We start from the raw sequence: 25,859 nt of genomic DNA on the forward strand, positions 1-25,859 counted from the left end.
TGTGAATTTATACAGATTTATTGCAGGGGATTATAGCAATGCTGTCAGGGAAGCCAACTGAGAAATCTCAATATGTGGCAATAAGCGGCTATCACTGGCCGTCATCAGGTTCTGTTGACGGTCATTAATCCAGCAAGCCTGCATACCGCAACGTAGCGCACCAGCGACATCGGTGGTCAAATCATCACCCACATGCAGAATCTGTTTGAGTGGGATATCCAGATGGTTTGCCGCTTTATGGTACATATCGCGGAAAGGCTTGGCACGGCCATGGGGGCCGGAGCGCAGCACAAACTGGAAGTATCGATCCAGACCACAGGCTTTAGGGTCGGCATTACCATTGGTGATAGCCACCAGCGGATAATGCTCCGCCAGCGCGCTCAAAGTGTCATGGGTGGCCGCTGGCACATAAATACGGCTACGCCATAGGGCAAAGTTCTCCATGGCTGCATCAGCGCCACATTGCGCCTCAGACTTACTTAAGCCATGACGTATCAAGCCCAGTTCAATCGCATGCCAACGCCACTGGGTAACATCGTGATAGATGCCCGGGTCCTGCGCCAGCAATTCAGCGCGAAAACGGTGAAAATCAGCAGCCTGTAACTGCGCCAGATTGGGATGATACTGCTGTAAGAATGCCACCGACTCTTGTTCAGTGCGGGTAATCACTGGCCGATTATCATACAGGGTGTCATCCAAATCGAAGCTAATGGCGGAAATACTCTCGAGTGGGCGATAAAAATGCATCAGGATTTGCCTCGTTTGGCGCGTGGATGAGCAGCATCATACACTGTCGCCAGATGTTGAAAGTCGAGATGAGTATAAATTTGTGTGGTCGTCAGATTGGCGTGGCCCAGTAGCTCCTGCACCGCACGCAAATCACCACTGGATTCCAACATGTGAGTGGCGAAAGAGTGGCGCAATTTGTGTGGGTGAATATGGCTGCTGACACCTTGCTTTACACCCCATTCGGCAAAGCGTTTTTGCACATTGCGCGCTGAAATTCGCTTACCGGTATTGGCTAAAAAGATAGCATCGTCACCAGGTTCAAATAACTCGCGCAGTTCCAGCCAATGCTCTAACCAGGTCACTGCGGTCCTGCCAATCGGCACTTTACGCTCTTTACTGCCTTTCCCCATCACCCAGACTTCACCGCTGGCTAAATCTACGTGTTTGCAGTTCATGCCAACCAGTTCGGATAGACGCAAACCCGCGCCATACATCACTTCCAGCATCGCCCGATCACGGACTGCCAAGGGATCATTGAGGTCGATATCCAACAGTTTATCGACCTCATCGACATCAATATTTTTTGGCAGATGGCGGCCTGAACGTGGTGTACTCACCCCTTTTGCGGGGTTGGCCTGCAATACGCCCTGACTCACCAGCCAATCAAGAAAGCTGCGCAAAGCTGAGAGGCGCAGCGCAAGGCTTGAGGAATGTAAACCGGCACGTTTACTGCGAGAAACCAGTGACCGCACCTGAGCCGCGTCAAGCTGCTGCCAGTGCACCAGGCCCATTTGCTCGCCCATTTCCATCAGTGCCTGTAGCTGGCGTCGATAACTGGTAATAGTCAATGGACTGAGCTGACGCTCAACTTTGAGATAACGCAAGAAAGCCTCTACCTGCGGGGCAAGTGAGGCACTGAATTCGGTCATACCGGCTCTATCCAACGCTCCAGCAGGCTCGGCAATAACGTTGATAACTGATTCAGCATCACGGTACCCATGCCCTGCTGATAATGTTGCGTATCACGGCTGCTGAAGATAATGACACCTAGATCGCCATCTTTGCCCAGTAACGAGAGTGCGACCGACCCTACCTGCTTGGCCTGAGGCAATAACAACAGCAGTTCCGGCCCGTTCAAACCGCCCAGATAATGGTTATCGCTCCCCAAACGCTGAATGCGTAGTGGCTCGAAGGCGTGACGGGCAAGTGCCAAATGGGTGAAATCAGACGGCGCTCCAATATGCCAGCGGTCACTGAATAAGCGCACATTAGCACCTGCCAAGCCGAAGTCGCGTGCCCAGCGCTGCAAGCGATTAAGCATATCTTGCAAGCTGCTGGCCGCAGCCAAATTGCTTTGTAGTTGCAGCAAGCGATTAAACAACACTTCATTCAAGCCCGCCTGCTCCATTAGCAAGGTGATCTCTTCTTCCAACTGACCAATCTGATTACGTTGTCGCCCTAGCTGCCACTCCACCAGCGAGACACTGCCGCGAACAGGATGAGGAATATGCATCTGTTCGACCAGACGGGCATTGCGGATAAAAAAGTCAGGGTTTTGCAATAAGTACTGCATGACAGCATCGTCGTCCAACTCGATGCCAGCTAACGCCTGCTCCTCATAACTTTTCATTTAACACCCGTTCCTATAGCCAACGTAATTGGAATTGCAGGTAGGCAGCCAGCAAGCGAATCCCGATGAACTTACTTAAGTAAGTGATTCGGGTGAGTGCGCGCAGCGAACAACCCTGCAGTTTCAAGTACGCAGGATATTATAAATGAATGAAGCCATCATATACATGTGTTGCCGGCCCGGTCATATACAGTGGGTGGCCCGGCCCTTTCCAACTGATATGCAAACTGCCGCCTGGCAGTTCAACATGAACCTCTTCAGCCAACAACTCTTGCTGGATCCCCACCGCCACTGCTGCACAAGCACCGCTACCACAGGCTTGCGTTTCGCCAGCACCACGCTCATACACCCGTAAGCGAATATGCTCGCGGCTAACCACCTGCATAAAACCAATATTAGCCCGTTCGGGGAAGCGTTCATGGCTTTCCAATACTGGACCCAGCAAGGCAACATTAGCAACCGAAACATCATCAACCTGCATCACACAGTGAGGATTGCCCATTGATACCACGCCGCACAACACCGTATGTTCCGCCGCGCGTAAAATGTAGGTTTTCTCTGCTTTAGTTGCTCTGAAAGGCACCGTTTGCGGGTCAAAATTGGGCTCGCCCATATTGACACAAACCAGCTCGTCTTCAGTAACACTCAATATCATGCGGCCAGTTTGGGTACTCACACTGATATCACGTTTATTGGTCAACCCTTTCAACCGAACAAACCGAGCAAAACAACGTGCACCATTGCCACACTGAGAAACTTCGCTGCCATCGGCATTAAAAATACGGTAGTGAAAATCCAGCTCAGGATCATAAGGCGGTTCAACCACCAGCATCTGATCAAAGCCCACGCCAGTGTGCCGGTCTGCTAATCGACGAATTAACTCCGGCGAAAAGTAAACATTTTGGGTAACTGCATCGACAACCATAAAGTCGTTGCCAAGACCGTGCATTTTGGAGAACTGCATTTCATACTCCGCTGACTTTCATTTACCGGCTAAATTTGGCACGGGCAAATTAAATACTGACTCAATCTGGCTGCGATAAAAATAATTACTGCGGCCCGGCAATAGATTTTGTCTGGTTGGTACCTGACAGGTCCTGCTGGTTTCGCTCTACCTGACCACTATCCGGTTGCGCGGTTTCTACTTTTGGTTTGTCAGCGGGTGGAAAATATAACGGGCCTTTCAAGCCACAACCCGCCAGTGCGAATACCATCATCGCCGCCAGCGGCCAACATAATTCTTTTTTCATTTTTAACGCCTGTAAATTGTTTTAGCACCTATTATACCCAAAGAATCTGGCGTTGCAGGTTGGCCGCAAACGAATCCCAATGCACTTACATCGGTAATTGATTCGGGTGAGTGCACACTGCTAACCCCTGCGGCTTCAAGTATGAAGGGTATAATCGCATTAATACTTGTGATTCATGCGTCCATGCTCTCTATAATCGCAGGTGGATCATGAAAAGCAATAGGAATTGAATATGAACGATAGCGAGTTTCATCAGTTAGCCGATCAATTGATGCTTTACATTGAAGAGACACTGGATGGTTTTAGCGGCGATAGTGATGTCGATTATGAAACTAATGGCGGAGTGATGACCCTGACATTCGAAAATAGCAGTAAGATTGTTATCAACCGCCAAGAGCCACTGCATCAGGTATGGTTGGCGACTAAAGCGGGTGGTTACCATTTCAATTATCGTGAAGGCCACTGGTATTGCTCACGCAGCGGCGAAGAATTCTTCGCCAAATTATCGCAAGCGGCTAGTGCGCAGGCGGGTGAAGAGGTGAGTTTTATCTAGGCGCATGCGGCTTCAAGGACACAGGTCATTCCCCAAAGTCATTGGAGTTGCAGGTAGGCAGCCAGCAAACGCATCCCGATGAGCTGACTCAAGTCAGTGCTTCGGGGGACAAGTCTGTCGGGAGCAGATTTGAACGCTGCTTGCAGCGGCCTCAACGAGGCGAGGGCCACGGATGGGCCGAATAACTAGCGCAGCTAACACCCCTGCGGCTTCAAGGACACAGGGGAAATTAATGTAACTGCAACTGCTGCGCAGGCTGGCTTGGCTCTTTGTCGACGATATATAGATGGGATAACGTGTTGCTGCGAAAAGGGATCACTTGGGTACGGCCATCTAATTGCACAATTTGGTAGAACTGCGGCAGGTTGAAGTTAATAAAGCTGGAGCCGTAGGTAAAACGGTCGTGAGACGATGAATAAAAACGGCTGACATCTCGCACCAACTCCTCTTTACTGCCCTCACAGTGGTGATAAACCTCAACGCGGTTTGATTCATCCAAAATATAAATGTTAAAGCCTTTTTCATCTGCGGTGCCTTCGAAGAAGAACTGAATGATCCCTTCGCTGGCAAAACCGTCCACCACTGGCGGCAGATGAATTTGATCGGTTTCTACCTGAATCGATAACCCATGCAGTTTGTTATTAGAAATCGCACCGTAAAATTCGACCGCATTTTCCAATTTTTGAACGGAAACACTCAGGCGTTCAAAGAACAAACCCCAGGTCTGGCCGGAAACTCGTACCGCTTTAAAACGGCCCGGTTCCTGACGGGTACTGGATAAGCGCAACTCAATACACTCGGAAACCAACTGCTGAATGCGGGTACGAATCAAACCACGCAAATGCTGGCTGTAACAGAACACATCCACTGACTCCGGCGGAGCCGCATCCTGATGCATTTTGCCTAAAATGGTTTTCAATGCTTCCAACACTGCCTGCTCACCACTGAAATGCAAGGTTCGAACTTCATTCCAGGAGTTGCGATACAGCAAATCGATACTGCCCACCAGACACTGCTGCTGCTCGCCAAAACTGAATACATCCAGTTTACGGAAATCAAAATGCACCACCTGATTGCGGAAAGCCGCTGTCGGGTCATGCTCTAAATTGACGATAATCGCCAAATGGCGAATCTCACACGGGCTATAGAGTGCTTTAGGTGTCGGTGCAGGCAAGCGCAACGGGAAGTGGTGAGAGATATCCGTCACCAATTCTTGCAATTTCACCGTATCGCACAGATTGGCGCTTTTAATATGTAGCCGTGTCTTGCTGGTCAACAGGCCGTTGAAATAGGCCCAGGACACCAGTTTGTTCAGGTAACGGTTATATTCCAGCGGCTGGTGACTCACAATCGCATCCATAGAGGGCGCTTGATTATATAAGTACCAACCCGCGCGGTTAGCACGACCGGCCGGAACATGAATGAAAGTCAGATGTTCTTCCGATAAATCCGGTGAAATTTGCGGGTTAACCAGCGTCACTTTGCCAGGTAAAGCTTCAAATGCCGCGTACAGTTTACGGGTCAAAACGCCGATATCCTGCGGACTGGCACTGACACTCAGATTGTTGCGCCGCGCGAAACGGATCAAATTGCGATAACTCTGCATCATCGCATCCAACAGCTCGTTATGCGCTTCACGTACCCGCTCAATCTTCCAGTTAGCACGGTTATCCAGCACCGCCAAACTCTCGTCACTCCAACCCCATTCACTGACCAGTTGGCTGAGGATTTCACGCCGCCAGCCGACACTCGCCGGGCTACGGGACAGTTTTTCGCACACTTTCAGATAGAAACAACGCCGCACCAAATTCAGACGGGTAGTGTCATTGATTTGGGTCAGATAGCGAGTGACGCGATCAAGCATCATGCAATAAGCATCAAGACCGAAGGCCACAATTTCACCGGCATGCAGGCGCTGTTTGATCTCCATCGCCAGCAATTGAGAATTGGGGTATTCCCACGAATACGCTTCCAGCAATAAGGTTTTCAGCACCGCCTTATAGGGCGAATCGATACTTTTATACAATTGCCACAAACTGGCACCGAAATACTCTTCGGCTGACAGGGTGCTCAAACCGCCCAAATCCAGCCACTCATTCGGTGTTAATACGCCCTGCGCATAGAGCGACAGTACGTAATCGTCATAATTATTTTCTTCTTCAACCGGAACCATATTCCACAGAATACGTTTCCCTGCCAGACGAACCGCGCTGCGGTAAAACTCATCCAGCAATAATATGTGTTGGGTTGAACCGCAATCTTCGCCCCCCAAGCTGCCACTGGCATTATGGCGGAAACGGTTTTCATCTATCAGGAAGAAGCTGACTTCAACACCCATTGATGCAGCCCATTTTTCCAGCAAACTGCATTTTTGTTGCAAGCGGTTACGCTCTTCAGAATCGAGCCAGGCCTGATGGCACACCCAAACATCAAGATCTGAAGTATGGCATTGCCCAATAGAGGAAGTGCTACCCATAGAATAGACGCCGGTAATCGGCAGTTCGCCGCCGACACTCTGTTGCAAAGGTTCGCCCCACTTGGCTTCAACCTCAGACAGATAATCCTGTTGCGTTTCATTGGACGTAAAAAGGCAGACGCCATGGGGAACGTTACCATCAAGGTAACCCGGCATCAGTGGATGATGATGATGTAGTAGGGTCGGTAGCAGACTGTAGACCTTTTGGAAGGCTGGCCCCATAGCCGCCAAGGCGCGATCGACTCGTAATTGGTTGATCGCATCCAGTCGCTGTTTCAGTGTCTCGATGTAGAGGTACAAGACGTCTCGCCTGGTTATTCCGGTGCTTAGAATTGTTCCGGTGCTTAGAAAAAAACCCGCGTCCCAGATTCGTTTATTACTTTTTTTGACTTTCAGCGAAAAATGTACTTTTTGTTGTACTGACCAAAAAACATTTTGTTTGAAGACATTTTGTTTGAATAACAATTAACGAATTATTGCTGGAAACGTGATCAATCTAACACCTTGCCGATTGACCGTAAAGCTATCCCTACAATTGTAATGTCTATCTATCCCTTTCTTAGCTGACATTCACAGGTAGCTTGGCTGATAACGACGCCGTGGTATTAAGGAAGAAGTTATCCCGCCATGTATTTGTTACAATAGCTGCTTTCTTGTGCTCTTATCCGTCGTCTTTATGTGGCTATCGCACTGACAGCATTCACTGGTCAATGATAGGATGGGCCGCAAAATATAAAACGGTAACAAGCAATGTTAGACAAAATTATTCGAATTGCCACGCGACAAAGCCCGCTCGCCTTATGGCAAGCACATTATGTTCAACATTTACTGCAAGCCAATCACCCCGGCTTGCAGGTTGAGTTGGTCCCAATGGTTACCCGTGGGGACATCATTCTGGATACCCCACTGGCAAAAGTCGGTGGTAAAGGCTTGTTCGTCAAAGAGTTAGAGCTGGCCCTACTGGAAGACCGTGCGGATATCGCCGTCCACTCCATGAAAGATGTGCCTATCGCCTTCCCTGAGGGCTTGGGTCTGGTCACCATTTGTGAACGCGATGATCCGCGTGATGCTTTTGTATCGCCACATTTTGCTCATCTCGATGATTTACCTGCGGGCAGCATCGTCGGCACCTCCAGCTTGCGTCGCCAGTGCCAATTGCGCGAGCGTCGCCCGGACCTGATTATCCGCGACCTGCGGGGTAATGTAGGCACTCGCCTTGCCAAGCTTGATAACGGCGATTACCACGCGATTATACTGGCGGTTGCGGGCCTCAATCGCCTGGGATTGGCATCGCGGATTCGCTACGCCATGCCCGCCGAGGAGTCGTTACCGGCTGTCGGTCAGGGTGCAGTTGGCATTGAATGCCGCCTGGATGACGATTTTACCCGCCAACTGCTGGCACCACTCAATCATCGTGCAACCGAGCTGCGAGTGTGTGCCGAGCGAGCCATGAACACCCGTCTCGAAGGAGGCTGTCAGGTGCCGATCGGCAGCTATGCTGAGTTAGAAGGCAACACGCTGTGGCTCCGTGGATTAGTCGGTGCGCCGGATGGTAGTGAGATCATTCGCGGTGAGCGCCGTGGCCCTGCTGAGAATGCAGAGCAAATGGGGATTGAGCTGGCCGATGAGTTACTATCACGTGGTGCGCGCGCAATATTGGCCAATGTTTATCAGGATAACCCCCCACTATGACCATTTTGGTAACCCGTCCATCTCCTGCTGGAGAGCAGTTAGTCAGTCGCCTGCGTGCGCTGGGCCGGGTTGCCTATCATGCGCCATTGATTGATTTCTCTCCGGGGATAGACCTGCCTAAACTACCGGCATTGCTCCAAGATATGCAAGCTGGCGATCTGGTATTTGCGTTATCACAGAATGCTATCCGCTACGCTAACCCACTGTTAAAAAGAAATAACCTGTTATGGCCAGCACAGTTATCTTATTATGCTATTGGCCGTACCACCGCATTGGCATTGCATACTGCCAGCCGTTTGCATGTCACCTTCCCCCCGATGGGGGAGACCAGCGAGATGCTGTTATCATTACCAGACCTGCAAACACTGTCCGGTAAAAAGGTGCTGTTACTGCGCGGTAACGGCGGGCGGGAACTGCTAGGCGAAAGCCTGGCACAGCGAGGAGCGGCAATTACCTACTGTGAATGTTATCAACGCAGCCCCATCTTTTATGATGGCAGTGAGCAAAGTGCGCATTGGCAACGTGCGGGGGTCAATATTCTGGTAGTGACTAGCGGCGAAATGTTACAACAGATCTATACTTTAGTTCCTGATTACTATCGTTCTTCGTGGCTGCTACGCTGCCGCCTGGTTGTAGTGAGTGAGCGTTTGGCTGCCCTGGCCGCCCAAATGGGCTGGCGTGATACCCGGGTGGCAGAAAATGCGGATAATGACGCGCTGATCCGCGCGCTACAAGACTTTCAATAAACCTGAAACCTGACTATGGGATGCCCAATATGACGGAACAAAATACCCCATCCGCACCAGTGGAAGAGACAACCACTGCGGTTGAGAGGCACCAACAGCCAGAACCTGAAGGCCGCCGGGAGAAACGAACCGGCCCAATTCTGGGTGCCATTGCTATTGCATTGGCTATCGCGCTGGGTGCCGGGCTTTATTATCACGGACAGCAGCAGGCTCAGTTACAAGATGTGGCGAATATCGCGCTACAAGAACAGTTGGCTGAACTAAAACAGAGCCAATTGCAGGAAAAACAGCAGCTTGAGTCATTACTACAACAGCAAGGCAAAGCGCTGGAAGCAGCAGATCGTCAGCAAACCTCGCTGATCCGCCAACTTAATGAATTACAGGAAAAAGTCGCTACTATTTCGGGTAGCGATGCCAAAACATGGCTACTGGCCCAGGCGGATTTTCTGGTGAAAATGGCGGGGCGCAAACTGTGGAGTGATCAGGATGTCGCCACCGCAGCGACTTTACTGAAAAGTGCCGATGCCAGTCTGGCTGACATGAATGACCCAAGTCTTATCGACGTACGCCGCGCACTCACCGAGGACATCAGTACCCTTTCGGCGGTAAGCCAGGTGGATTTTGACGGCATTATCCTCAAACTGAATCAGCTGTCGAATCAGGTGGATAATCTACGTTTGGCTGATAATAATACCGATGATTCGCCGATGGATGCCGATAGCGATGAGCTGTCCAGTTCATTAGCCGAATGGCGTCAGAATCTGACCAAAAGCTGGCACAGCTTTATGTCTGATTTTATTACTATCCGCCGCCGTGATAGTAGCGCAGAGCCACTGCTGGCACCGAATCAGGATGTTTATTTACGTGAGAATATTCGCTCCCGCTTGCTGGTCGCGGCTCAGGCAGTCCCTCGCCATCAAGACGAAGTGTACAAACAGTCACTGGAGACTATCTCCACTTGGGTTCGCGCTTATTTCGATGTGAATGACCCGAGCACCAAAGCTTTTCTGGATGAGCTAGAGAGCCTGAGTCAACAGTCAATCTCAATGGACGTACCTGATCAATTGAAGAGCCAGCCAATGCTGGAAAAATTGATGCAAACCCGGGTTCGTAACTTACTGGCACAACCGCCAGTTGCCGCTCAGGGGGAATAAGTATGCTGCGAGTTTTACTGTTATTCCTTATCCTGACCGCTGGCATCGTCCTCGGCCCCATGTTGGCTGGGCACCAAGGCTATGTATTGATTCAAACTGACAACTATAACGTTGAGACCAGCGTGACCGGTCTGGTGATTATATTGGTGCTGGTATTGGTCGCGTTCCTTATCATTGAATGGATACTGCGCCGTATTTTCCGCACCGGTGCCCGTACCCGTGGTTGGTTTATGGGCCGCAAACGCACCCGCGCTCGTAAGCAAACCAAAGCTGCATTGATCAAACTAGCCGAAGGGGATTTCAAGCAGGTTGAAAAGTTGCTCACCCGTAATGCCGATCATGCTGAACAACCGATGGTGAACTACCTGCTGGCTGCGGAAGCTGCCCAACAGCGTGGCGATGAATTCCGTACCAATCAATATCTGGAACGAGCAGCAGAAGTTGCTGATACAGATCAGTTGCCGGTAGATATCACCCGAGTGCGCATTCAACTGGCGCAAGGCCACGTTCATGCGGCCCGCCATGGGGTGGATCGTTTATTGGATCAAGCTCCACGTCACCCAGAAGTGCTGCGTCTGGCTGAACAGGCTTTCCTGCGTACCGGTGCTTACAGTTCATTGCTGGAAATTTTACCCGCGATAAGCAAAGTGCAGGTCCATACGCCAGAAGAAATCGCCGCATTGGAGCAGCAAGCTTATATTGGCATGATGAATCAATGTATGGCGGAAGAAGGCAGTGATGGTCTGAAACGCTGGTGGAAAGATCAAAGCCGTAAAGTCCGCAATGAGATCCCGCTGCAAGTCGCACTGGCAGAACATCTAATTGAGTGTGACGATCATGATGTCGCCCAGCAAATCATTCTGGATGGCCTGAAGCGTCAGTATGATGAGCGCTTAGTACTCCTGATCCCACGCTTAAAATCAGGTAACCCAGAGCCGCTGGAGAAAGCATTGCGCCAGCACATCAAGCAGCATGGCGCGACCCCGCTACTTAATAGCACCTTGGGCCAACTCATGCTAAAACACGGTGAATGGGAGAAGGCCCACGAAGCCTTTAAAGCAGCGCTTGAGCAGCGTCCAGACGGTTATGACTATGCATGGCTAGCTGATGCCCTGGATAAACTGCATCGCCCTGAAGATGCAGCGCAGGCGCGTCGTGAGGGGTTACTGTTGACCTTGCGGCAGAATGGTGAATCGCTCTGACCATTAGCAAAACAGCAATCTAAAGGCTCCTACGGGGCCTTTTTTCTGCTCCTGATTCGGGGGACAAATCTGTCGGGAGTAGATTTGAACGCTGCTTGCAGCGGCCTCAACGAGGCGAGGCCCACGGATGGGCCGAGTAACTAGCGCAGCTAACAACCCCGCGGCTTCAAGTAGCAAAGAATACCCAAAGTAATTGGAGTTGCAGGTAGGCAGCCAGCAAACGCATCCCGATGAGCTTACTCAGGTAAGTGATTCGGGTAAGTGTGCGCAGCTAACAACCCTGCAGCTTCAAGTACGAAGGGTATGCAAAAAAAAACGCTTGCCGGAAAGGCAAGCGTCTAAAATTTTCAGGTCTACAGACAACAATGTCGGCGCCTCACTCAACGTTATGCCCGGTATGTGATGAAGATATTCGACATCGTTTACATGGACAATAGGCACCCTAAAATCGGCTCTGCATCATCTCTGGGTTTATGAAGCTAATTTGGCTATAAACACCACGCTATCATAATAAGTGAGATGAGCATCTACAGGGTAGATATTGCACTTAGCGTGCCAACTCCATCTAACCGAGAGCAATTTCATCTAATTACCCGCAAGTAAGCGTTTAATTGACTGATAAATAATAAATTTATTTTCATCCTAATAGATGATGCGATACAACGCACCAGCCATCGCGCGACCAATACTGTCTAAGTGATCTGTCGCTACAAAACGACGTTATAACTCATCATTGTTTTTCTTTATGTTTATCATAATCTTATATGTCTCTGTTTGGAGACAAAGCCTCTGCCTTTTGTCGCAAAAAACCAACACCTATTCTTTTACCTGATAAATCACCAGTCTGGTCACCCTATAGGACTAATTTGATCAAAGGGTGCCAACAAAGGTTCTAATACAAGGAGGACAGACTGTGAGGTCGGATTAGCGACCGTCAATACAACAGGATGAAAAAAGAGGGCTATGATGGGGAATCGATATTATACCGACGAAAAAAAACCCCGCATTTCGGGGTTTCTTCTGAAATTGGTCGGCGAGAGAGGATTCGAACCTCCGACCCACTGGTCCCAAACCAGTTGCGCTACCAAGCTGCGCTACTCGCCGATTTCTTACTGTTGACTCTACATGGTCTTTCGACCTATGTCCATGTAAATATTAATGAATATCTACATGTTTGTGTGGTGCGAAGGGAGGGACTTGAACCCTCACGTCCGTAAGGACACTAACACCTGAAGCTAGCGCGTCTACCAATTCCGCCACCATCGCATGTTCCACAAAATTTGGGGTGGCTAATGGGGCTCGAACCCACGACAACTGGAATCACAATCCAGGGCTCTACCAACTGAGCTATAGCCACCATAACTTCTTTACAGCTTACTTCGTCGTACGCGGCAATCTTACCACCGCAGCTCTTGCACACAAAATTAATGGTGCGCCCGACAGGATTCGAACCTGAGACCTCTGCCTCCGGAGGGCAGCGCTCTATCCAGCTGAGCTACGGGCGCTTAGCGCCGTTGCGGGTGAGGATACTACGGTTTTAATACTTGGCTGTCTAGTGCTTTTTTAGAAGAAATGGTGTGTTTGCTTACGCTTTGCACACTCTGCCGCAAAAGTTAGCCATTAATAGCCCCCCCTTGCCTTGTTCGCTGGTTTTATAGACGTTTTATCCCCTTCATACTTGAAGCCGCAAGGATGTTCACTGCTCTCGGTACCCGACCCTTCCATGGACCGGGCCTCTACAAGACTACTTACTGCAAACAGCATTCAAATCGGTTCCCAGCAGATTCGTCATTCGCTTGCGGCCTACCTACAACGCCAATTACTTTGGAGATGTTTCAGCAACGTTGTGTTTATGCATTCTCAGTCCGAAATAACATGCCGACACCAATCCAAGGAAAATCACCCCGACTAACAAAGATAAACGGGTATCAGGGTTAATCCCCATCCCGACCAGTACACATATCAAGAAAGCGATAGTTAGATAGTTTACATACGGGAACATGATGGATTTAAACGGATGCTGCTTTAACGCTTCTTTATGTACCTGGCGGAAACGCAGCTGGCTAACGAGGACCACAAACCACGGCACCATGCCCGGTAATACACTGGCACTGTAAACATAGACAAACACCTGCTGTGGATTTGGAATAATGTAATTAAGGCTTGACCCCACCAGCAGACACAGAATCGTCACCGCAATACAGTAAACTGGCACACCGCTGGCCGACAGCTTAGTCAGGCAGGCCGGTAACTGGCGGTTTTTCGCCAGTGCATACAACATACGCCCGCCGCTATACATACCACTGTTACAGCCTGACAGTGCCGCAGTCAGCACCACGAAGTTAATAATACCCGCAGCTGAAACTATCCCAATCTTGGCAAATGTCAGGACAAACGGGCTGCCTTCCGTGCCGATACCATTCCACGGGAAGATAGTGACAATGACAAATATCGCGCCAACATAGAAAATCAGGATGCGCCATAAAATATTATTAATGGCTCGCTTTAATGTCACTTGCGGGTTTTTAGCCTCACCGGCGGTGATACCCACCAGCTCAACCCCCTGATAGGACGCCACCACAATACACAAAGCAAACATGAATCCTTTCCACCCGCCGGCAAAAAAGCCGCCATGGGCTGTCAGGTTATCAAAACCAATCGCTTGTCCGTGATTACCAAAACCGAAGAAGATAACCCCCAACCCCACCAGAATCATCACAATGATGGTGGTAACCTTGATCATCGCGAACCAGAACTCCAGCTCACCATATAATCTGACCGCCGCCAGATTAGCCAGCGCCACTATGGCCACCCCGGCAATCGCAGGTAGCCATTGTGGAATTTCTGGGAACCAAAACTGAACGTATACCCCAATCGCGGTAATTTCTGATATCCCTACCGCTATCCACATAAACCAATAACCCCAAGCCGTTAGATAGCCGAAATAGGGGCTAAGATACTTATGGGCATAGACGGCAAAGGAGCCGGCAACCGGCTCCAGATAAAGCATTTCGCCCATGGCCCGCATAATAAAGAATACAAATAAGCCAGCAATGATATAAGCCAGCAATACCGAAGGCCCGGCCCATTTTAGGGTGCTGGCGGACCCCATAAACAACCCGACGCCAATTGTCCCACCTAACGCTATCAGTTCGATATGCCGGGCTTCCAACCCACGGTGTAATCCTTTTTTCTCTTCGTTATCTGCCATATATCCTCTGTGAACTGATGATGTGTCTGCTCCGGCTTTCCCGGTTGTTTTTATTAATTAATCTATTGTTTTTATTAAAAATAGACGTTTTTCACACAAAAAAATCTAACGACTGCACCAACGTGTTCAGCCTAATGATGACTACTTTAATTTATGCAAGTTAACGAATAGGGAAACCACCCACAATAAAAGGCGATTATGAGCACATAACCCTAACCGGCCGGTATCCTTCCGTATCTGGGTCAGATTAGCAAACAGGAAACTAAAACTTTATGGAATAAAAATTAAAGAATCGATTCCAAAATGGAATTAAGGCGTGATGATATTGGTAGAAGGAATAAATGCGAGAGGTTTTATAACAGCAGGGTTGGTGAAACCCTGCCCAAAAGACAATATTACAGACGGCCGCTGTAATAATAACCAACAAACTTAAGCAACTTGAACTGACGCCGGATACGACTTGGTTGCGCCAGCAGGCGATAAAGCCACTCCAGCCCCATGTTCTGCCATATCTTAGGTGCACGTTTGACATGACCGGTAAAGACGTCATAGGTGCCACCAACGCCCATATACAGTGCATCGGGATAGAACTTACGGCAGTCACGCATAAACATTTCCTGTTTAGGCGATCCCATGGCGACAGTCACTATCGCCGTGCCACTAGCCGCTATTCTCGCAAACAGGGCTTCGCGCTGCTCTGGTGTAAAATAGCCATCCTGGCTACCCACCAGATTCACATTCCATTGCGCGCGTAATTTAGCTTCAGTTTCTGCCAACACGTTAGGTTTACCGCCCACCAAAAAGACCGGCGTCCCTTGCTGCCCGGCACGCTGCATGAGTGCTTCCCACAAATCTGCACCCGCTACCCGTGACAGCTTCGCCTGTGGGTATTTACGACGAATCGCACGCACCATACTGATACCGTCGGCATACAGATATTCAGCCTCGGTGATCAACTCACGCAACGCCGCATCATCCTCAGCTTTGAGCAGTTTCTCTGCGTTCATTGCCACCAGCGTTCCGGTCTTCACCGGGCCGCTGCTTAGCAAATGATCCAGCGTTTGAGCCATATCACGAAAGCCCCAAATCTCGAAACCACGGACATTATATTTTGGAATAACAGTATTCGGTTCCATTACGATCCTTACAGTTGGCGGCCCGTTTCAGGAGTGGATGAACGCTTCGGCTTGTTAACCCGACGCTGTAACTGTTGCGTTATCAAACCCGCGGTATCGAACAACCAATACAACAATTTTGCCAGTACCAGACAGGCACCAAAAATCACGCAGAAAAACACCACGCGTGACACAAACGAATCTAATCCTTCCCGTGCCAATACAATGATGTTAAATACCGCACCAAAACAGAAACTTTGCAGAATTGCCGCTTTATAACGGTTGTTTTCTGCTTTGCCTTGTTCGTAGAGCCAATCGAACCATTTAATGATTAATCCTACGACAATAGCACCCAGTGGAATAAACAGCACCCCGCCCATTACCACCAAAGAACCGATCAGGGTTGGAGAGATAGCCAGCCCGGAGTGATTATCCAGCACATCCCAAGTAAAGTAATTGGCGGTATTAAGTACCAAGTCTGGACGCTCCGGCCAAAGCGAACTGGGAATAAAGACATAAAAATCACGAATAATCGGTGCCAGCCCTTGGAAATCTATTTTGTCGTAGTTTTGTAGCAGCAGCCCTAGGTTTTCCCACGGCGAGAAGGTATCCCGTGTCAGGTAGAGGAAAGTGTAAAACGCCTCTGCGCCGTTCACATCCAAACCATAGCGTTTCAGGGCCAGCCAGAACATACCAACAATCCCAAAGACACCTGCCGCAGCCAACATCCACAAGGTTATCCAACCGCGAACGATACCGATAAACAGGAATAATGAGAACGCGATAATGATATTAGCGCGGGTACCGCCGACGATAACATAGGTCAGGATGCCAAACGCCACCGTGCTTGCCAGGAAGAAAAACCAGGCGCGCATATCTTGTTTCAAGAAATAGACCACCAACATCGCCGGGATAAAGAAGTAGAAAAAGCGCTTCAGTGCCACACCCGAAACATCACTGGAGAAGATTTTGCTGTAGGAATCGAGCTTAAACAACAGGAAACCATTTTGCATAAAGAAGATGCCGACAGTGCCAATAGCCACCAGTGCCAACAGTATCCAGGTCAGATTAGTTTCCACCCGATTCATGGTGAATACCGGCGCCCGTGGCTGGCTGCGCGGCTTAGTCAGGCGAGTTTTGTAACTCACATAATAAATGCCATAAAAGGCCGTGGCCGACAGCATTGCATACAATAAGTACTCAACCGGCACCACCGCGACCCCGAACTGAAACACCAGCATACAAGTCAATGGGAAGCCAAAATAGAAAGTCAGCAGGTAAAGCATTGAAAACAGCACATTGAAGTTAAAACGAACCCGCCGAAACTCCTGATAGGTTAATGTCAGGATAAAAATAACTGCCATCAGATAGACGCAGAAAAGACCACCAAATTGCCCCAGCGTCATGGGTGTTCTCCTGCGGCCAACGCCAGCGCCTGCTGCCAACCTTCGATATAATTTGGATTAAAGAAAGCGATAGATTGCTTATCCAGCCCGGCTAATTGGCGTTGTGCCTCACGGATCAACGGCTCATCCAATGAGTCACCATAGAAAAGTACCGGAATATGCTGCTCAGCCAAGTCTTGCCAGAAAGGGTTTTTGCGACTCAAGACAAAAGGCACACCAAATTGCGTTAATAAACATAAGGTGCCGATACCTTGCTGCCGATTAAAAATAAAATAGCCCAAATCGCATTCACGCAGGATATTCAGATAATCATCGAACGGGATCTGTTCTGTCAGGAGACGCAGATTTTCTGCGGCAAACAGCGCCAGCCCAGCTTGCCTGACCTGCTCGATATACAGCTCATTATTAGCCGGATACCCCATCGGCAGAATAACCCGGGCATCAGGGCCAAATTGCTGATGAATGGCCTGCAACGCCTCGATATGACGATTGGTGGTATCACCAGAGTTCCCCACCAGAATAGTCATCGGGCCAGCTAACGACTTTTCGATGTTAACCCCCGTCAATGCCGGATCCATACGGGTTGGGAAATAGAGCAACGATGCGGGCACCCGAGGATGACGCTGCTGAAAATGGATTAAGTCGCCACGGGTCGCAAAAACATGACCAACCCGCCCTTGAGCAATACGGCGCAATAGGTAAAACAGGCGAAACTTCCAGCTTTTGGCATCTTCATATAAATCAGCGCCCCAAATATGCCAGTAAACCTGGCGTGGCTTGATTTTGCCACTCAGTAGGGCCAGCCACAGGGTGGCATTAAACTGACCATGCCAGAAGAAGCGCGTGCTGCGATCAGCTTGTGCACGGGCGATAACCGCATCTGCCAACGCTTTCTTATTGCTGTGCGTTTCGATATCCAACTGAGGGAATGACGAAAAAGGTGCTGTCTCTTTTGCCGCGACCATAAAATGCCGCACCTGTTCTATCGGCGCACGCGTTGCCAGCACGTCATTAAAGAAGCGCAGCACAGTCAGATTATGGTGCGGGATATCAGATCCCAGTACATGAATCAGGGTTGTCATTTTTTTCTACTGTAAAGAGTGTCTACGGTGATGAATGTCTACGATACATAATGAATACGCAGCTACAGAGCGCAAAATAGACGATATAAGTTGCCATATAGGCCTGTGCTGCACCTAAAGAGCCATTCATTGGAATTAACCAATGGGCAAACCCGGTCAACAGTAAGAACTGACTCACTTCCGTCAGAATGTAAAAGCGCAAAGAGGCTTTGGCAATCACCAGATAGCCAAACACATACGACCCGACTTTCAACACATCGCCCACCAACTGCCAGGCAAAAAGGTCACGCATAGCGGTAAACTGGTGCGAAAACAGCAGCCAGATAGCAAAATCACGTAACAGCCACACCATCAAACTGGCGGTCGCCACTGCCGGTAAGACAAACTTCAGTGAGCGCAGGATTTCACGAGAGATATCCGCTTTAGCTTTGAGCCTTGAGAGTGTGGGTAGCAAATAGACCGTAAATGAGGCCGTAATAAATTGTAGATAAGCATCTGAAATACTGCTTACCCCCTGCCAGATCCCGACGGCATCCCAACCATACTGATCTGCCAGCAAGTTACGCATCATCACATAGGCGACTGGCAAGGTCACTGAGGTAATCAGTGCCATGATGGTAAACTTACCTAAATGGCTGGCTAATGCCTTGTCCCAGCTAAGTTTAAGATAACTTAGGGGGATAGTCTTGCGGCGAATCAGCATGGCTGCCGCAGGTATCACCACCAGCGCGGGGACTAATGCCAACCCCACTAATGCGCCGGGATAACCGCCGATACGAAAGCAAAGATAATACGCCACGACACCAATCAGACTGCCGCCTATCACCGCCAGCGCATTACCCATGGCGTCGCGATAGCCTTTGAGGATCGCCAGAAACAGGTTGGCGTAGGCAATACCCATCTGGATAAGCGCCACTGCGCGCACCACATTCTGGTAATCCCCATGGCCGAATAACGCAAAACTAACAGGTTTAGCTGCCAGCAAAAAAATTAACGCCAGCAGAGTGGAGAACCCCAACACTATCGCTGAAGAGGTACCCAGCACCGCACGTAAACGTTCAGGTTGTTGATGATATTCAGCAACATACTTAGTAATACCGTTAAAGATACCCGCGCCGGAGAGCACGCCTAATACCGTAATTAGCTGGCGAAAATTACCTGCCTGCCCAACGCCGCTGGGACCAAAGGTCACCGCCAGCAGCTTAACCACTAACAACCCTACGCCGATTTTAATCAGCGTAGAGCCAGCAGTCCAAATCGATGCTTTTGCCAGAGACATATCAGGCGAAGAAACTCAGAACAGTATTAATGACCGTTTTCTGATTCACATCAGTCAGGTTAAAGAAGATAGGCAAGCGAACCAGACGCTCACTCTCCTTGGTGGTAAAGCGGTCTTCACCCGCCATACGGCCAAATGCCTCACCTGCCGGGCAACCATGCAACGGAATATAATGGAATACCGCCATAATCTCAGCTTCTTTTAAGTAGCTGATAAAATTAGAACGATCGTCAATATCGCGTAGTTTGATATAAAACATATGCGCATTTTGCACCACATCACCGGGGATCACTGGCAAATCAATGCGCCCAGCATCAGCCAACGGTTTGAAAGCATCATAATAGGTCTGCCACAGCGCCAAACGGCGTTGGTTAATCTGTTCTGCGGCTTCCAACTGGCCCCACAGATAAGCAGCCTGTAAGTCAGACATCAGATAGCTAGAGCCGATATCACGCCAGGTATATTTATCTACCAATCCACGGAAGAACTGACTACGGTTGGTGCCTTTTTCGCGAATCACTTCAGCACGATCTATCAGTGACGGGTCGTTAATTAGCGTCGCGCCACCTTCACCGCCAGCCGTGTAATTCTTGGTTTCATGGAAACTAAAGCAGCCGATATGGCCAATAGTCCCCAACGCTTTGCCTTTGTAGGTGGACATCACACCCTGAGCGGCATCTTCTACCACAAACAGATCATGCTTTTTCGCCAATGCCATAATGGTATCCATCTCACAGGCAATACCTGCATAATGGACCGGTACGATAACCTTGGTTTTATCAGTAATCGCGGCTTCAATCTTGGTTTCATCGATATTCATGGTATCTGGGCGGATATCGACAAACACCATTTTTGCTCCACGCAGCACAAAGGCATTCGCGGTGGAAACAAAGGTGAAACTCGGCATGATCACTTCGTCGCCGGGTTTGATATCCAGTAACAACGCAGCCATTTCCAGTGAGGCGGTGCAAGAAGGCGTCAGTAAAACTTTCGGGCAACCGAAACGCTGCTCCACCCACTGCTGACAGCGACGGGTAAAACCGCCATCACCGCATAATTTACCGCTAGCCATCGCGGCCTGCATATAACCAAGTTCGGAGCCTACTACTGGTGGAGCGTTAAATGGAATCATCTCATCCCCTGCATAACCAATACGCGGTGCTCTCAATAGCAGCACCACTGCGAATATAAAGACGTAAAGCAGCAATATTGCTCATCTGTGTGGCTACCCGTAACCGCTGTAACCCATGACTATGGCACCACTGCTTTGCCGCCGACATTAACGATGAACCAACACCTTTACCCTGTGCCTCGGGGAATACCGCCAACAAGCCAATACGCGCACTGCCATCTTGCAGGTCTCGTAGCGTCACAAACCCCGCTAGCTGGCCCAACGTATCAGTCACCAATAAACATTGATGGTCGAACGTACCCAATACGGCTTTTTCTGCCCACAATGCATAAAATCGGCCGCTGTCCTGCGGGTCATACCACGGCGCACGGAAACGACTTAATGCAAAGGCATTGGTGGCGACGCTGCGCAATTGCGGGATATCCGCCGCCGTTGCAACTCGGTGTCTGGATACAGTGACATCTGCCTCAGATAAAGCATTTTCCGTGCCAATTACATTTTTTACATCAATGGCTAACGAGAGATCGACTTCTCCTTCCACCAGATGGAAATCAAGTTGACCAAGAGAATCAATGAGATCAAGGCGATGGGTAGGTACTTTAGCTTGGGTAAGCGTAAAAGCTTCCAACTCAGCCGAATTAAGCAGCGGGGCTGAGTCGGAGAAAATCAGTTTTGCACTGTGGCGCTGGAAAAATTCACTTTCCCAGGCCAAGGGTTCAATACTGGCGTGGACGGGCATGTAACAGATCCAATAGATATTTGCCGTAACCGGTTTTGGCTAGCGCAGTCGCCGCACGCCTGACACCCTCATCATCCAACCAGCCATTGCGCCAGGAGATCTCTTCCAGACAGGCAATTTTGAAACCTTGCCGTTTTTCAACGGTTTGCACAAAGGTACTGGCCTCAATCAGGCTGTCATGCGTCCCTGTGTCCAGCCAGGCAAAACCACGGCCCAATAACTCAACCGTCAATTCACCACGTTCCAGATACATCTGGTTGATACTGGTAATTTCCAGTTCACCACGCGACGATGGTTTAACTTGTTTAGCAAAATCAACAACTTGATTATCATAAAAATAAAGCCCGGTCACCGCCCAATTGGATTTAGGCTGGCTTGGCTTCTCTTCGATAGATAACGCGCGGAAATTGTCGTCAAATTCCACTACGCCAAAGCGCTCGGGATCCATCACCTGATAACCGAAAACGGTTGCCCCTTTGGTCCTTTCCGCTACATGTCTCAATTTCGGACTAAAGCTTTGACCAAAGAAGATATTATCGCCAAGAAGCAAACAGCAAGACTGATTATCGATAAATTCTTCCCCGATAATAAATGCCTGTGCCAGCCCGTCGGGACTCGGTTGTTCGGCATAACTTAGATGAATACCAAACTCATCGCCATTGCCCAGTAAGCGCTGAAATGATGGTAAATCCTCTGGGGTGGAAATAATCAGGATGTCACGGATCCCTGCCAGCATCAGCACTGACAGCGGATAGTAAATCATTGGTTTATCATAGACGGGAAGCAGTTGCTTAGAGACGCCACGGGTGATGGGGTGCAAGCGGGTACCGGAACCACCAGCCAGAATTATGCCTTTCATACGATCTCCTGAAACATACAATCTCCTGAAACTATCAGGCAGACGTTATACACAGGCAAAACATCATGCAAACTACTGGATGACGTTATCCCAATGTTTAATAGACTTCAAACCTATCGTCAGTCGCTTAAGCCCAAACGCTCACCGGCATAAGAACCATCCTGAACCCGCCGCCACCACGATTCATTATTCAAATACCACAATACGGTTTTGCGGATGCCGCTTTCAAAGGTTTCCTGTGGCCGCCAGCCTAATTCCCGCTCAATTTTGCCGGCATCGATGGCATAGCGCATATCATGGCCTGGACGGTCTTTGACATAAGTAATCAGGTCACGGTAATGCACAATTCCGGCCGGTTTGGCGGGGATAAGTTCATCCAGAAGTGCACAAATGGTCTCAACCACTTCAATATTTTTGCGCTCATTATGGCCGCCAATATTGTATGTCTCGCCCACCACACCTTCGGTAACCACCTGATACAAGGCCCGCGCGTGGTCTTCGACATACAACCAGTCGCGAACCTGTGCACCATTGCCATACACCGGCAACGGTTTACCCGCCAGTGCATTCAGAATAACCAGCGGTATCAACTTCTCAGGGAAATGATATGGACCATAGTTATTTGAGCAATTAGTTACCAGCGTCGGTAGGCCATAAGTCCGCAACCAGGCACGAACTAAATGGTCACTGGACGCCTTAGACGCTGAATAAGGGCTGCTTGGCGCATAAGGTGTAGTTTCAGTAAACAGATCATCCGTACCATGCAGATCGCCATACACCTCATCAGTTGAGATATGGTGGAAGCGAAATGCTAATTTCGCCTCAGCGTGCAGTTGCTGCCAATAATGGCGCGCCGCTTCTAACATAGTGTAAGTGCCCACCACGTTAGTTTCGATAAAATCTGCTGGACCATCAATCGAGCGGTCCACATGGCTTTCTGCTGCCAGATGCATCACCACATCCGGCTGATAGTGCGCAAAAACCCGATCCAATTCGGCGCGATCGCAGATATCTACCTGTTCAAATGCATAACGTTCGCTCTGGGCGACAACAGCCAGTGACTCCAGATTACCGGCGTAGGTGAGCTTATCCACCACCACTACGCTGTCTGAGGTACCATCGATAATATGTCTTACCACTGCAGAGCCGATAAAACCGGCCCCACCAGTAACTAGGATACGTCTCAACGCCATACTCCTTTAGTATCAACAATCCACAATTGCTTCACATCTTCAGGTTTAATTGCTTTGAATTGGCGGTGATCGACCAACATCACCAGCACATCCGCTTGCTGCAACGCAGTCGCGGTGTCTTTCAGTGTCACGTGACCTGCCAGTGATTTTGGCAGTTGCTCAACATTAGGTTCAACTACTAATGTTTCGCCGATATGCCATTCGGCGATCAAATGGGCAATTTCGACTGCCGGGCTTTCACGCAGGTCATCAATATTGGGTTTAAATGCCAAGCCAAAGCAGGCAATTTTCACTTCAGAAGCACGTTTATTGGTGGCTGCCAAACAATCAGCAACGGCGGCTTTAACCCGATCCACCACCCACAATGGTTTGCCGTCATTCACCAAACGTGCCGTGTGGATCAAGCGTGCCAATTGTGGATTCTGTGAAACGATAAACCATGGATCAACCGCGATACAGTGACCGCCCACACCTGGACCTGGCTGCAAAATATTTACGCGTGGGTGACGGTTCGCCAGGCGAATCAGTTCCCACACATTGATGCCCTGCTCATCACAAATCAGTGACAACTCATTGGCAAAAGCAATGTTAACGTCACGGAAGCTGTTTTCCGTCAGCTTACACATCTCAGCGGTGCGGGAGTTAGTCACCACACATTCGCCTTCGAGGAAGATTTTATACAACTCACTGGCACGGGCGGAGCATTTCGGCGTCATACCACCGATAACACGGTCATTCTGAATCAGTTCAACCATGACCTGACCGGGTAACACACGTTCAGGGCAGTAGGCGATGTTGATATCAGCATCTTCACCGGCTTGCTGTGGGAAGCTCAGGTCCGGGCGCACTTCAGCCAGCCATTGGGCCATTTGTTCAGTCGCACCAACTGGAGAGGTGGATTCCAGAATGACCAGATCACCTTTTTTCAATACTGGGGCGATAGATTTAGCGGCTGATTCAACATAAACCATATCCGGTTCGTGATCGCCTTTAAACGGTGTCGGTACGGCAATAAGAAACGCATCAGCTGCCAGCGGTTTGGTCACCGCTTGCAGGTAACCGCCTTCAACAGCAATCTTCACCACTTTATCTAAATCCGGCTCCACGATATGGATAGCACCGCGATTAATGGTTTCAACAGCATGGGCGTTGACATCAACCCCAATCACTTTCTTCTTGCGCGACGCGAAAGCAGCAGCAGTTGGCAGACCAATGTACCCAAGACCGATAACAGAAATAGTTTCAAAACTCATAACGTCACCTGATGATTCTTTAAAGCTTCAAGGATGCGTTGACAGGCATGCCCGTCACCGTAAGGATTATGCGCCCGTGTCATTTGATGATAGGCAGTTTCATCAGTGAGCAAGCGGGTCACTGCATCGACAATTTTATTAATATTAGTGCCAACCAACAGAACCGTACCGGAATCGACTGCTTCCGGGCGTTCGGTGGTATCACGCATCACCAGCACCGGCTTACCTAATGAAGGCGCTTCTTCCTGAATACCGCCAGAATCGGTCAGGATCAGGTAAGCGTGGTTCATCAGATAAACGAATGGCAAGTAATCTTGCGGGTCAATCAGAATGATATTATCAATACCCTTCAAGATACGATTGACCGGCTCACTGACATTCGGGTTGAGATGCACCGGATAAACCACCTGCACCTCGGGGTGCTTAAGGGCAATTTCAGCTAACGCACTGCAAATCCGCTCAAAACCACCACCAAAGCTCTCACGACGGTGACCCGTGACCAAAATCATCTTCTTACTGGTATCAAGGAACGGGTAGCGTTGCGCCAGGCTGGAGCGTAACTCCGGGTTATTCATCACCCGATCCCGCACCCAGAACAGCGCATCGATCACCGTATTGCCGGTGACAAAAATGCGGTTCGCCGGCACCATCTCACGGAGCAGGTTTTGGCGGGAATTCTCGGTCGGCGCGAAATGGTACATAGCAAGATGCCCCGTCAGTTGACGGTTGGCCTCTTCCGGCCACGGAGAATAGAGATTCCCTGTGCGCAATCCAGCCTCGACGTGGCCGACAGGAATACGGTGATAAAATGCTGCCAGGCTGGTTGATAGTGTCGTGGTCGTATCGCCATGAACCAAAATAACGTCTGGCTTAAATTCTGCTAGAACAGGCTTTAACCCTTCCAAAATACGGCAGGTTATTTCCGTCAATCCCTGTCCCGGTTTCATGATATTTAAATCATAGTCCGGTTGAATCTCAAATAAGCGTAACACTTGATCCAGCATCTCGCGATGCTGGGCCGTCACGCAGACTCTCGATTCAAAGGCTTCATCCTGAGCCAAGGCATGCACCAGAGGAGCCATCTTAATGGCTTCAGGCCGGGTGCCAAAAACAGTCAACACTTTCACAGTGAATCTCTTTAAGGTCAGTTAGCCGCAG

The 25,859-nt window shown here is 49.6% G+C and carries 22 protein-coding genes and 4 tRNA genes; 5 read left to right on the forward strand and 21 right to left on the reverse strand.

What is annotated here, in order from left to right; all coding sequences use genetic code 11:
* Positions 1-30 precede the first annotated feature (30 nt).
* The 5 genes from yigB to Q2T72_RS20635 all read right to left on the reverse strand — a co-directional run bounded on the left by yigB (position 31) and on the right by Q2T72_RS20635 (position 3,609).
* Positions 31-747, reverse strand: coding sequence for a 5-amino-6-(5-phospho-D-ribitylamino)uracil phosphatase YigB (yigB, locus tag Q2T72_RS20615; protein WP_083161913.1), 717 nt, complete (start codon positions 745-747; stop codon positions 31-33).
* Entirely contained in the window at positions 747-1,658 is a 912-nt protein-coding gene (gene xerC, locus Q2T72_RS20620) for a tyrosine recombinase XerC (protein ID WP_372569756.1), read from the reverse strand. Before xerC ends, yigB begins: the two co-directional genes overlap by 1 nt.
* A complete protein-coding gene (locus Q2T72_RS20625) occupies positions 1,655-2,359 on the reverse strand; it encodes a DUF484 domain-containing protein (protein ID WP_083161909.1) in 705 nt (234 codons plus the stop codon). The genes xerC and Q2T72_RS20625 overlap by 4 nt, the downstream gene beginning before the upstream one ends.
* 139 nt (positions 2,360-2,498) lie before the next feature.
* A complete protein-coding gene (dapF, locus tag Q2T72_RS20630; RefSeq protein ID WP_372569757.1) occupies positions 2,499-3,323 on the reverse strand; it encodes a diaminopimelate epimerase in 825 nt (274 codons plus the stop codon).
* 85 nt (positions 3,324-3,408) lie between these two features.
* On the reverse strand, positions 3,409-3,609 hold the full coding sequence (locus Q2T72_RS20635) for a lipoprotein (RefSeq protein ID WP_083161905.1): 201 nt from the start codon (positions 3,607-3,609) through the stop codon (positions 3,409-3,411).
* Positions 3,610-3,841: 232 nt separating this feature from the next.
* On the opposite strand from Q2T72_RS20635, the gene cyaY reads away from it, so the two are divergent.
* Entirely contained in the window at positions 3,842-4,162 is a 321-nt protein-coding gene (gene cyaY, locus Q2T72_RS20640) for an iron donor protein CyaY (protein ID WP_372569758.1), read from the forward strand.
* Positions 4,163-4,391: 229 nt separating this feature from the next.
* On the opposite strand, the gene Q2T72_RS20645 is transcribed toward cyaY, so the two are convergent.
* Entirely contained in the window at positions 4,392-6,938 is a 2,547-nt protein-coding gene (locus tag Q2T72_RS20645; RefSeq protein ID WP_083161901.1) for a class I adenylate cyclase, read from the reverse strand.
* Between the two features lie 450 nt (positions 6,939-7,388).
* Here Q2T72_RS20645 and hemC point away from each other — a divergent pair, with 450 nt between their 5' ends.
* From hemC to hemY, 4 genes are read left to right on the forward strand one after another with little or no spacing between them, the layout of a single operon-like run.
* Entirely contained in the window at positions 7,389-8,330 is a 942-nt protein-coding gene (hemC, locus tag Q2T72_RS20650) for a hydroxymethylbilane synthase (RefSeq protein WP_372569759.1), read from the forward strand.
* Positions 8,327-9,076 carry a uroporphyrinogen-III synthase gene (gene hemD / locus Q2T72_RS20655; RefSeq protein WP_083161896.1) on the forward strand — a complete coding sequence of 250 codons (750 nt, stop codon included), beginning with the start codon at positions 8,327-8,329 and terminating at the stop codon, positions 9,074-9,076. Before hemC ends, hemD begins: the two co-directional genes overlap by 4 nt.
* A 29-nt stretch (positions 9,077-9,105) precedes the next feature.
* A complete protein-coding gene (gene hemX / locus Q2T72_RS20660) occupies positions 9,106-10,230 on the forward strand; it encodes a uroporphyrinogen-III C-methyltransferase (protein ID WP_083161894.1) in 1,125 nt (374 codons plus the stop codon).
* Positions 10,231-10,232: 2 nt separating this feature from the next.
* On the forward strand, positions 10,233-11,432 hold the full coding sequence (gene hemY / locus Q2T72_RS20665) for a protoheme IX biogenesis protein HemY (protein ID WP_372569760.1): 1,200 nt from the start codon (positions 10,233-10,235) through the stop codon (positions 11,430-11,432).
* 1,027 nt (positions 11,433-12,459) lie between these two features.
* Here hemY and Q2T72_RS20670 read toward each other — a convergent pair.
* The 15 genes from Q2T72_RS20670 to wecB all read right to left on the reverse strand — a co-directional run bounded on the left by Q2T72_RS20670 (position 12,460) and on the right by wecB (position 25,828).
* A tRNA-Pro gene (locus Q2T72_RS20670) sits at positions 12,460-12,536 on the reverse strand.
* A gap of 75 nt (positions 12,537-12,611) precedes the next feature.
* Positions 12,612-12,698, reverse strand: a tRNA-Leu gene (locus Q2T72_RS20675).
* A gap of 15 nt (positions 12,699-12,713) precedes the next feature.
* A tRNA-His gene (locus Q2T72_RS20680) sits at positions 12,714-12,789 on the reverse strand.
* Positions 12,790-12,860: 71 nt separating this feature from the next.
* Positions 12,861-12,937 (reverse strand) — tRNA-Arg (locus Q2T72_RS20685).
* Between the two features lie 314 nt (positions 12,938-13,251).
* Positions 13,252-14,643, reverse strand: a complete 1,392-nt coding sequence (locus tag Q2T72_RS20690) for an amino acid permease (RefSeq protein ID WP_083161890.1) — start codon at positions 14,641-14,643, stop codon at positions 13,252-13,254.
* 395 nt (positions 14,644-15,038) lie between these two features.
* The gene (wecG, locus tag Q2T72_RS20695; RefSeq protein WP_372569761.1) at positions 15,039-15,779 is read right to left on the reverse strand and encodes a lipopolysaccharide N-acetylmannosaminouronosyltransferase; all 741 of its coding nucleotides are present in this window, start codon (positions 15,777-15,779) and stop codon (positions 15,039-15,041) included.
* Positions 15,780-15,787: 8 nt separating this feature from the next.
* Entirely contained in the window at positions 15,788-17,164 is a 1,377-nt protein-coding gene (gene wzyE / locus Q2T72_RS20700; protein ID WP_083161886.1) for an ECA oligosaccharide polymerase, read from the reverse strand.
* The gene (locus Q2T72_RS20705; RefSeq protein ID WP_372569762.1) at positions 17,161-18,246 is read right to left on the reverse strand and encodes a TDP-N-acetylfucosamine:lipid II N-acetylfucosaminyltransferase; all 1,086 of its coding nucleotides are present in this window, start codon (positions 18,244-18,246) and stop codon (positions 17,161-17,163) included. Before Q2T72_RS20705 ends, wzyE begins: the two co-directional genes overlap by 4 nt.
* Positions 18,247-18,268: 22 nt before the next feature.
* On the reverse strand, positions 18,269-19,525 hold the full coding sequence (wzxE, locus tag Q2T72_RS20710; RefSeq protein ID WP_083161882.1) for a lipid III flippase WzxE: 1,257 nt from the start codon (positions 19,523-19,525) through the stop codon (positions 18,269-18,271).
* A 1-nt stretch (position 19,526) separates the two neighbouring features.
* Positions 19,527-20,657: a dTDP-4-amino-4,6-dideoxygalactose transaminase gene (gene rffA, locus Q2T72_RS20715; RefSeq protein ID WP_372569763.1), complete on the reverse strand. Its 1,131-nt coding sequence runs from the start codon at positions 20,655-20,657 to the stop codon at positions 19,527-19,529.
* Position 20,658: 1 nt separating this feature from the next.
* Complete coding sequence (rffC, locus tag Q2T72_RS20720) at positions 20,659-21,396, reverse strand: dTDP-4-amino-4,6-dideoxy-D-galactose acyltransferase (protein WP_372569764.1); 738 nt, start codon at positions 21,394-21,396, stop codon at positions 20,659-20,661.
* A complete protein-coding gene (gene rfbA, locus Q2T72_RS20725; protein ID WP_372569765.1) occupies positions 21,374-22,255 on the reverse strand; it encodes a glucose-1-phosphate thymidylyltransferase RfbA in 882 nt (293 codons plus the stop codon). Before rfbA ends, rffC begins: the two co-directional genes overlap by 23 nt.
* A 119-nt stretch (positions 22,256-22,374) precedes the next feature.
* Positions 22,375-23,448, reverse strand: coding sequence for a dTDP-glucose 4,6-dehydratase (gene rffG / locus Q2T72_RS20730; protein ID WP_372569766.1), 1,074 nt, complete (start codon positions 23,446-23,448; stop codon positions 22,375-22,377).
* On the reverse strand, positions 23,439-24,701 hold the full coding sequence (gene wecC / locus Q2T72_RS20735; RefSeq protein WP_372569767.1) for a UDP-N-acetyl-D-mannosamine dehydrogenase: 1,263 nt from the start codon (positions 24,699-24,701) through the stop codon (positions 23,439-23,441). Before wecC ends, rffG begins: the two co-directional genes overlap by 10 nt.
* Positions 24,698-25,828: a non-hydrolyzing UDP-N-acetylglucosamine 2-epimerase gene (gene wecB / locus Q2T72_RS20740; RefSeq protein WP_083161872.1), complete on the reverse strand. Its 1,131-nt coding sequence runs from the start codon at positions 25,826-25,828 to the stop codon at positions 24,698-24,700. Before wecB ends, wecC begins: the two co-directional genes overlap by 4 nt.
* Between the last annotated feature and the right edge of the window lie 31 nt (positions 25,829-25,859).

The sequence above is a fragment of the Yersinia sp. 2466 StPb PI genome (assembly GCF_041538325.1).
Taxonomy (GTDB): Bacteria; Pseudomonadota; Gammaproteobacteria; order Enterobacterales; family Enterobacteriaceae; genus Yersinia; species Yersinia enterocolitica_E.

What these genes read in the sequence shown, in the direction of transcription:
- hemY (WP_372569760.1), top strand. Translation starts at nt 10,233, where the DNA reads ATGCTGCGAGTTTTACTGTTATTCCTTATCCTGACCGCTGGCATCGTC.
- wzxE (WP_083161882.1), bottom strand. Translation starts at nt 19,525, where the DNA reads ATGTCTCTGGCAAAAGCATCGATTTGGACTGCTGGCTCTACGCTGATT.
- dapF (WP_372569757.1), bottom strand. Translation starts at nt 3,323, where the DNA reads ATGCAGTTCTCCAAAATGCACGGTCTTGGCAACGACTTTATGGTTGTC.
- xerC (WP_372569756.1), bottom strand. Translation starts at nt 1,658, where the DNA reads ATGACCGAATTCAGTGCCTCACTTGCCCCGCAGGTAGAGGCTTTCTTG.
- wecC (WP_372569767.1), bottom strand. Translation starts at nt 24,701, where the DNA reads ATGAGTTTTGAAACTATTTCTGTTATCGGTCTTGGGTACATTGGTCTG.
- wzyE (WP_083161886.1), bottom strand. Translation starts at nt 17,164, where the DNA reads ATGACGCTGGGGCAATTTGGTGGTCTTTTCTGCGTCTATCTGATGGCA.
- Q2T72_RS20625 (WP_083161909.1), bottom strand. Translation starts at nt 2,359, where the DNA reads ATGAAAAGTTATGAGGAGCAGGCGTTAGCTGGCATCGAGTTGGACGAC.
- hemX (WP_083161894.1), top strand. Translation starts at nt 9,106, where the DNA reads ATGACGGAACAAAATACCCCATCCGCACCAGTGGAAGAGACAACCACT.
- wecG (WP_372569761.1), bottom strand. Translation starts at nt 15,779, where the DNA reads ATGGAACCGAATACTGTTATTCCAAAATATAATGTCCGTGGTTTCGAG.
- hemC (WP_372569759.1), top strand. Translation starts at nt 7,389, where the DNA reads ATGTTAGACAAAATTATTCGAATTGCCACGCGACAAAGCCCGCTCGCC.
- Q2T72_RS20635 (WP_083161905.1), bottom strand. Translation starts at nt 3,609, where the DNA reads ATGAAAAAAGAATTATGTTGGCCGCTGGCGGCGATGATGGTATTCGCA.
- cyaY (WP_372569758.1), top strand. Translation starts at nt 3,842, where the DNA reads ATGAACGATAGCGAGTTTCATCAGTTAGCCGATCAATTGATGCTTTAC.
- rffC (WP_372569764.1), bottom strand. Translation starts at nt 21,396, where the DNA reads ATGCCCGTCCACGCCAGTATTGAACCCTTGGCCTGGGAAAGTGAATTT.
- rfbA (WP_372569765.1), bottom strand. Translation starts at nt 22,255, where the DNA reads ATGAAAGGCATAATTCTGGCTGGTGGTTCCGGTACCCGCTTGCACCCC.
- yigB (WP_083161913.1), bottom strand. Translation starts at nt 747, where the DNA reads ATGCATTTTTATCGCCCACTCGAGAGTATTTCCGCCATTAGCTTCGAT.
- hemD (WP_083161896.1), top strand. Translation starts at nt 8,327, where the DNA reads ATGACCATTTTGGTAACCCGTCCATCTCCTGCTGGAGAGCAGTTAGTC.
- Q2T72_RS20705 (WP_372569762.1), bottom strand. Translation starts at nt 18,246, where the DNA reads ATGACAACCCTGATTCATGTACTGGGATCTGATATCCCGCACCATAAT.
- Q2T72_RS20690 (WP_083161890.1), bottom strand. Translation starts at nt 14,643, where the DNA reads ATGGCAGATAACGAAGAGAAAAAAGGATTACACCGTGGGTTGGAAGCC.
- rffA (WP_372569763.1), bottom strand. Translation starts at nt 20,657, where the DNA reads ATGATTCCATTTAACGCTCCACCAGTAGTAGGCTCCGAACTTGGTTAT.
- rffG (WP_372569766.1), bottom strand. Translation starts at nt 23,448, where the DNA reads ATGGCGTTGAGACGTATCCTAGTTACTGGTGGGGCCGGTTTTATCGGC.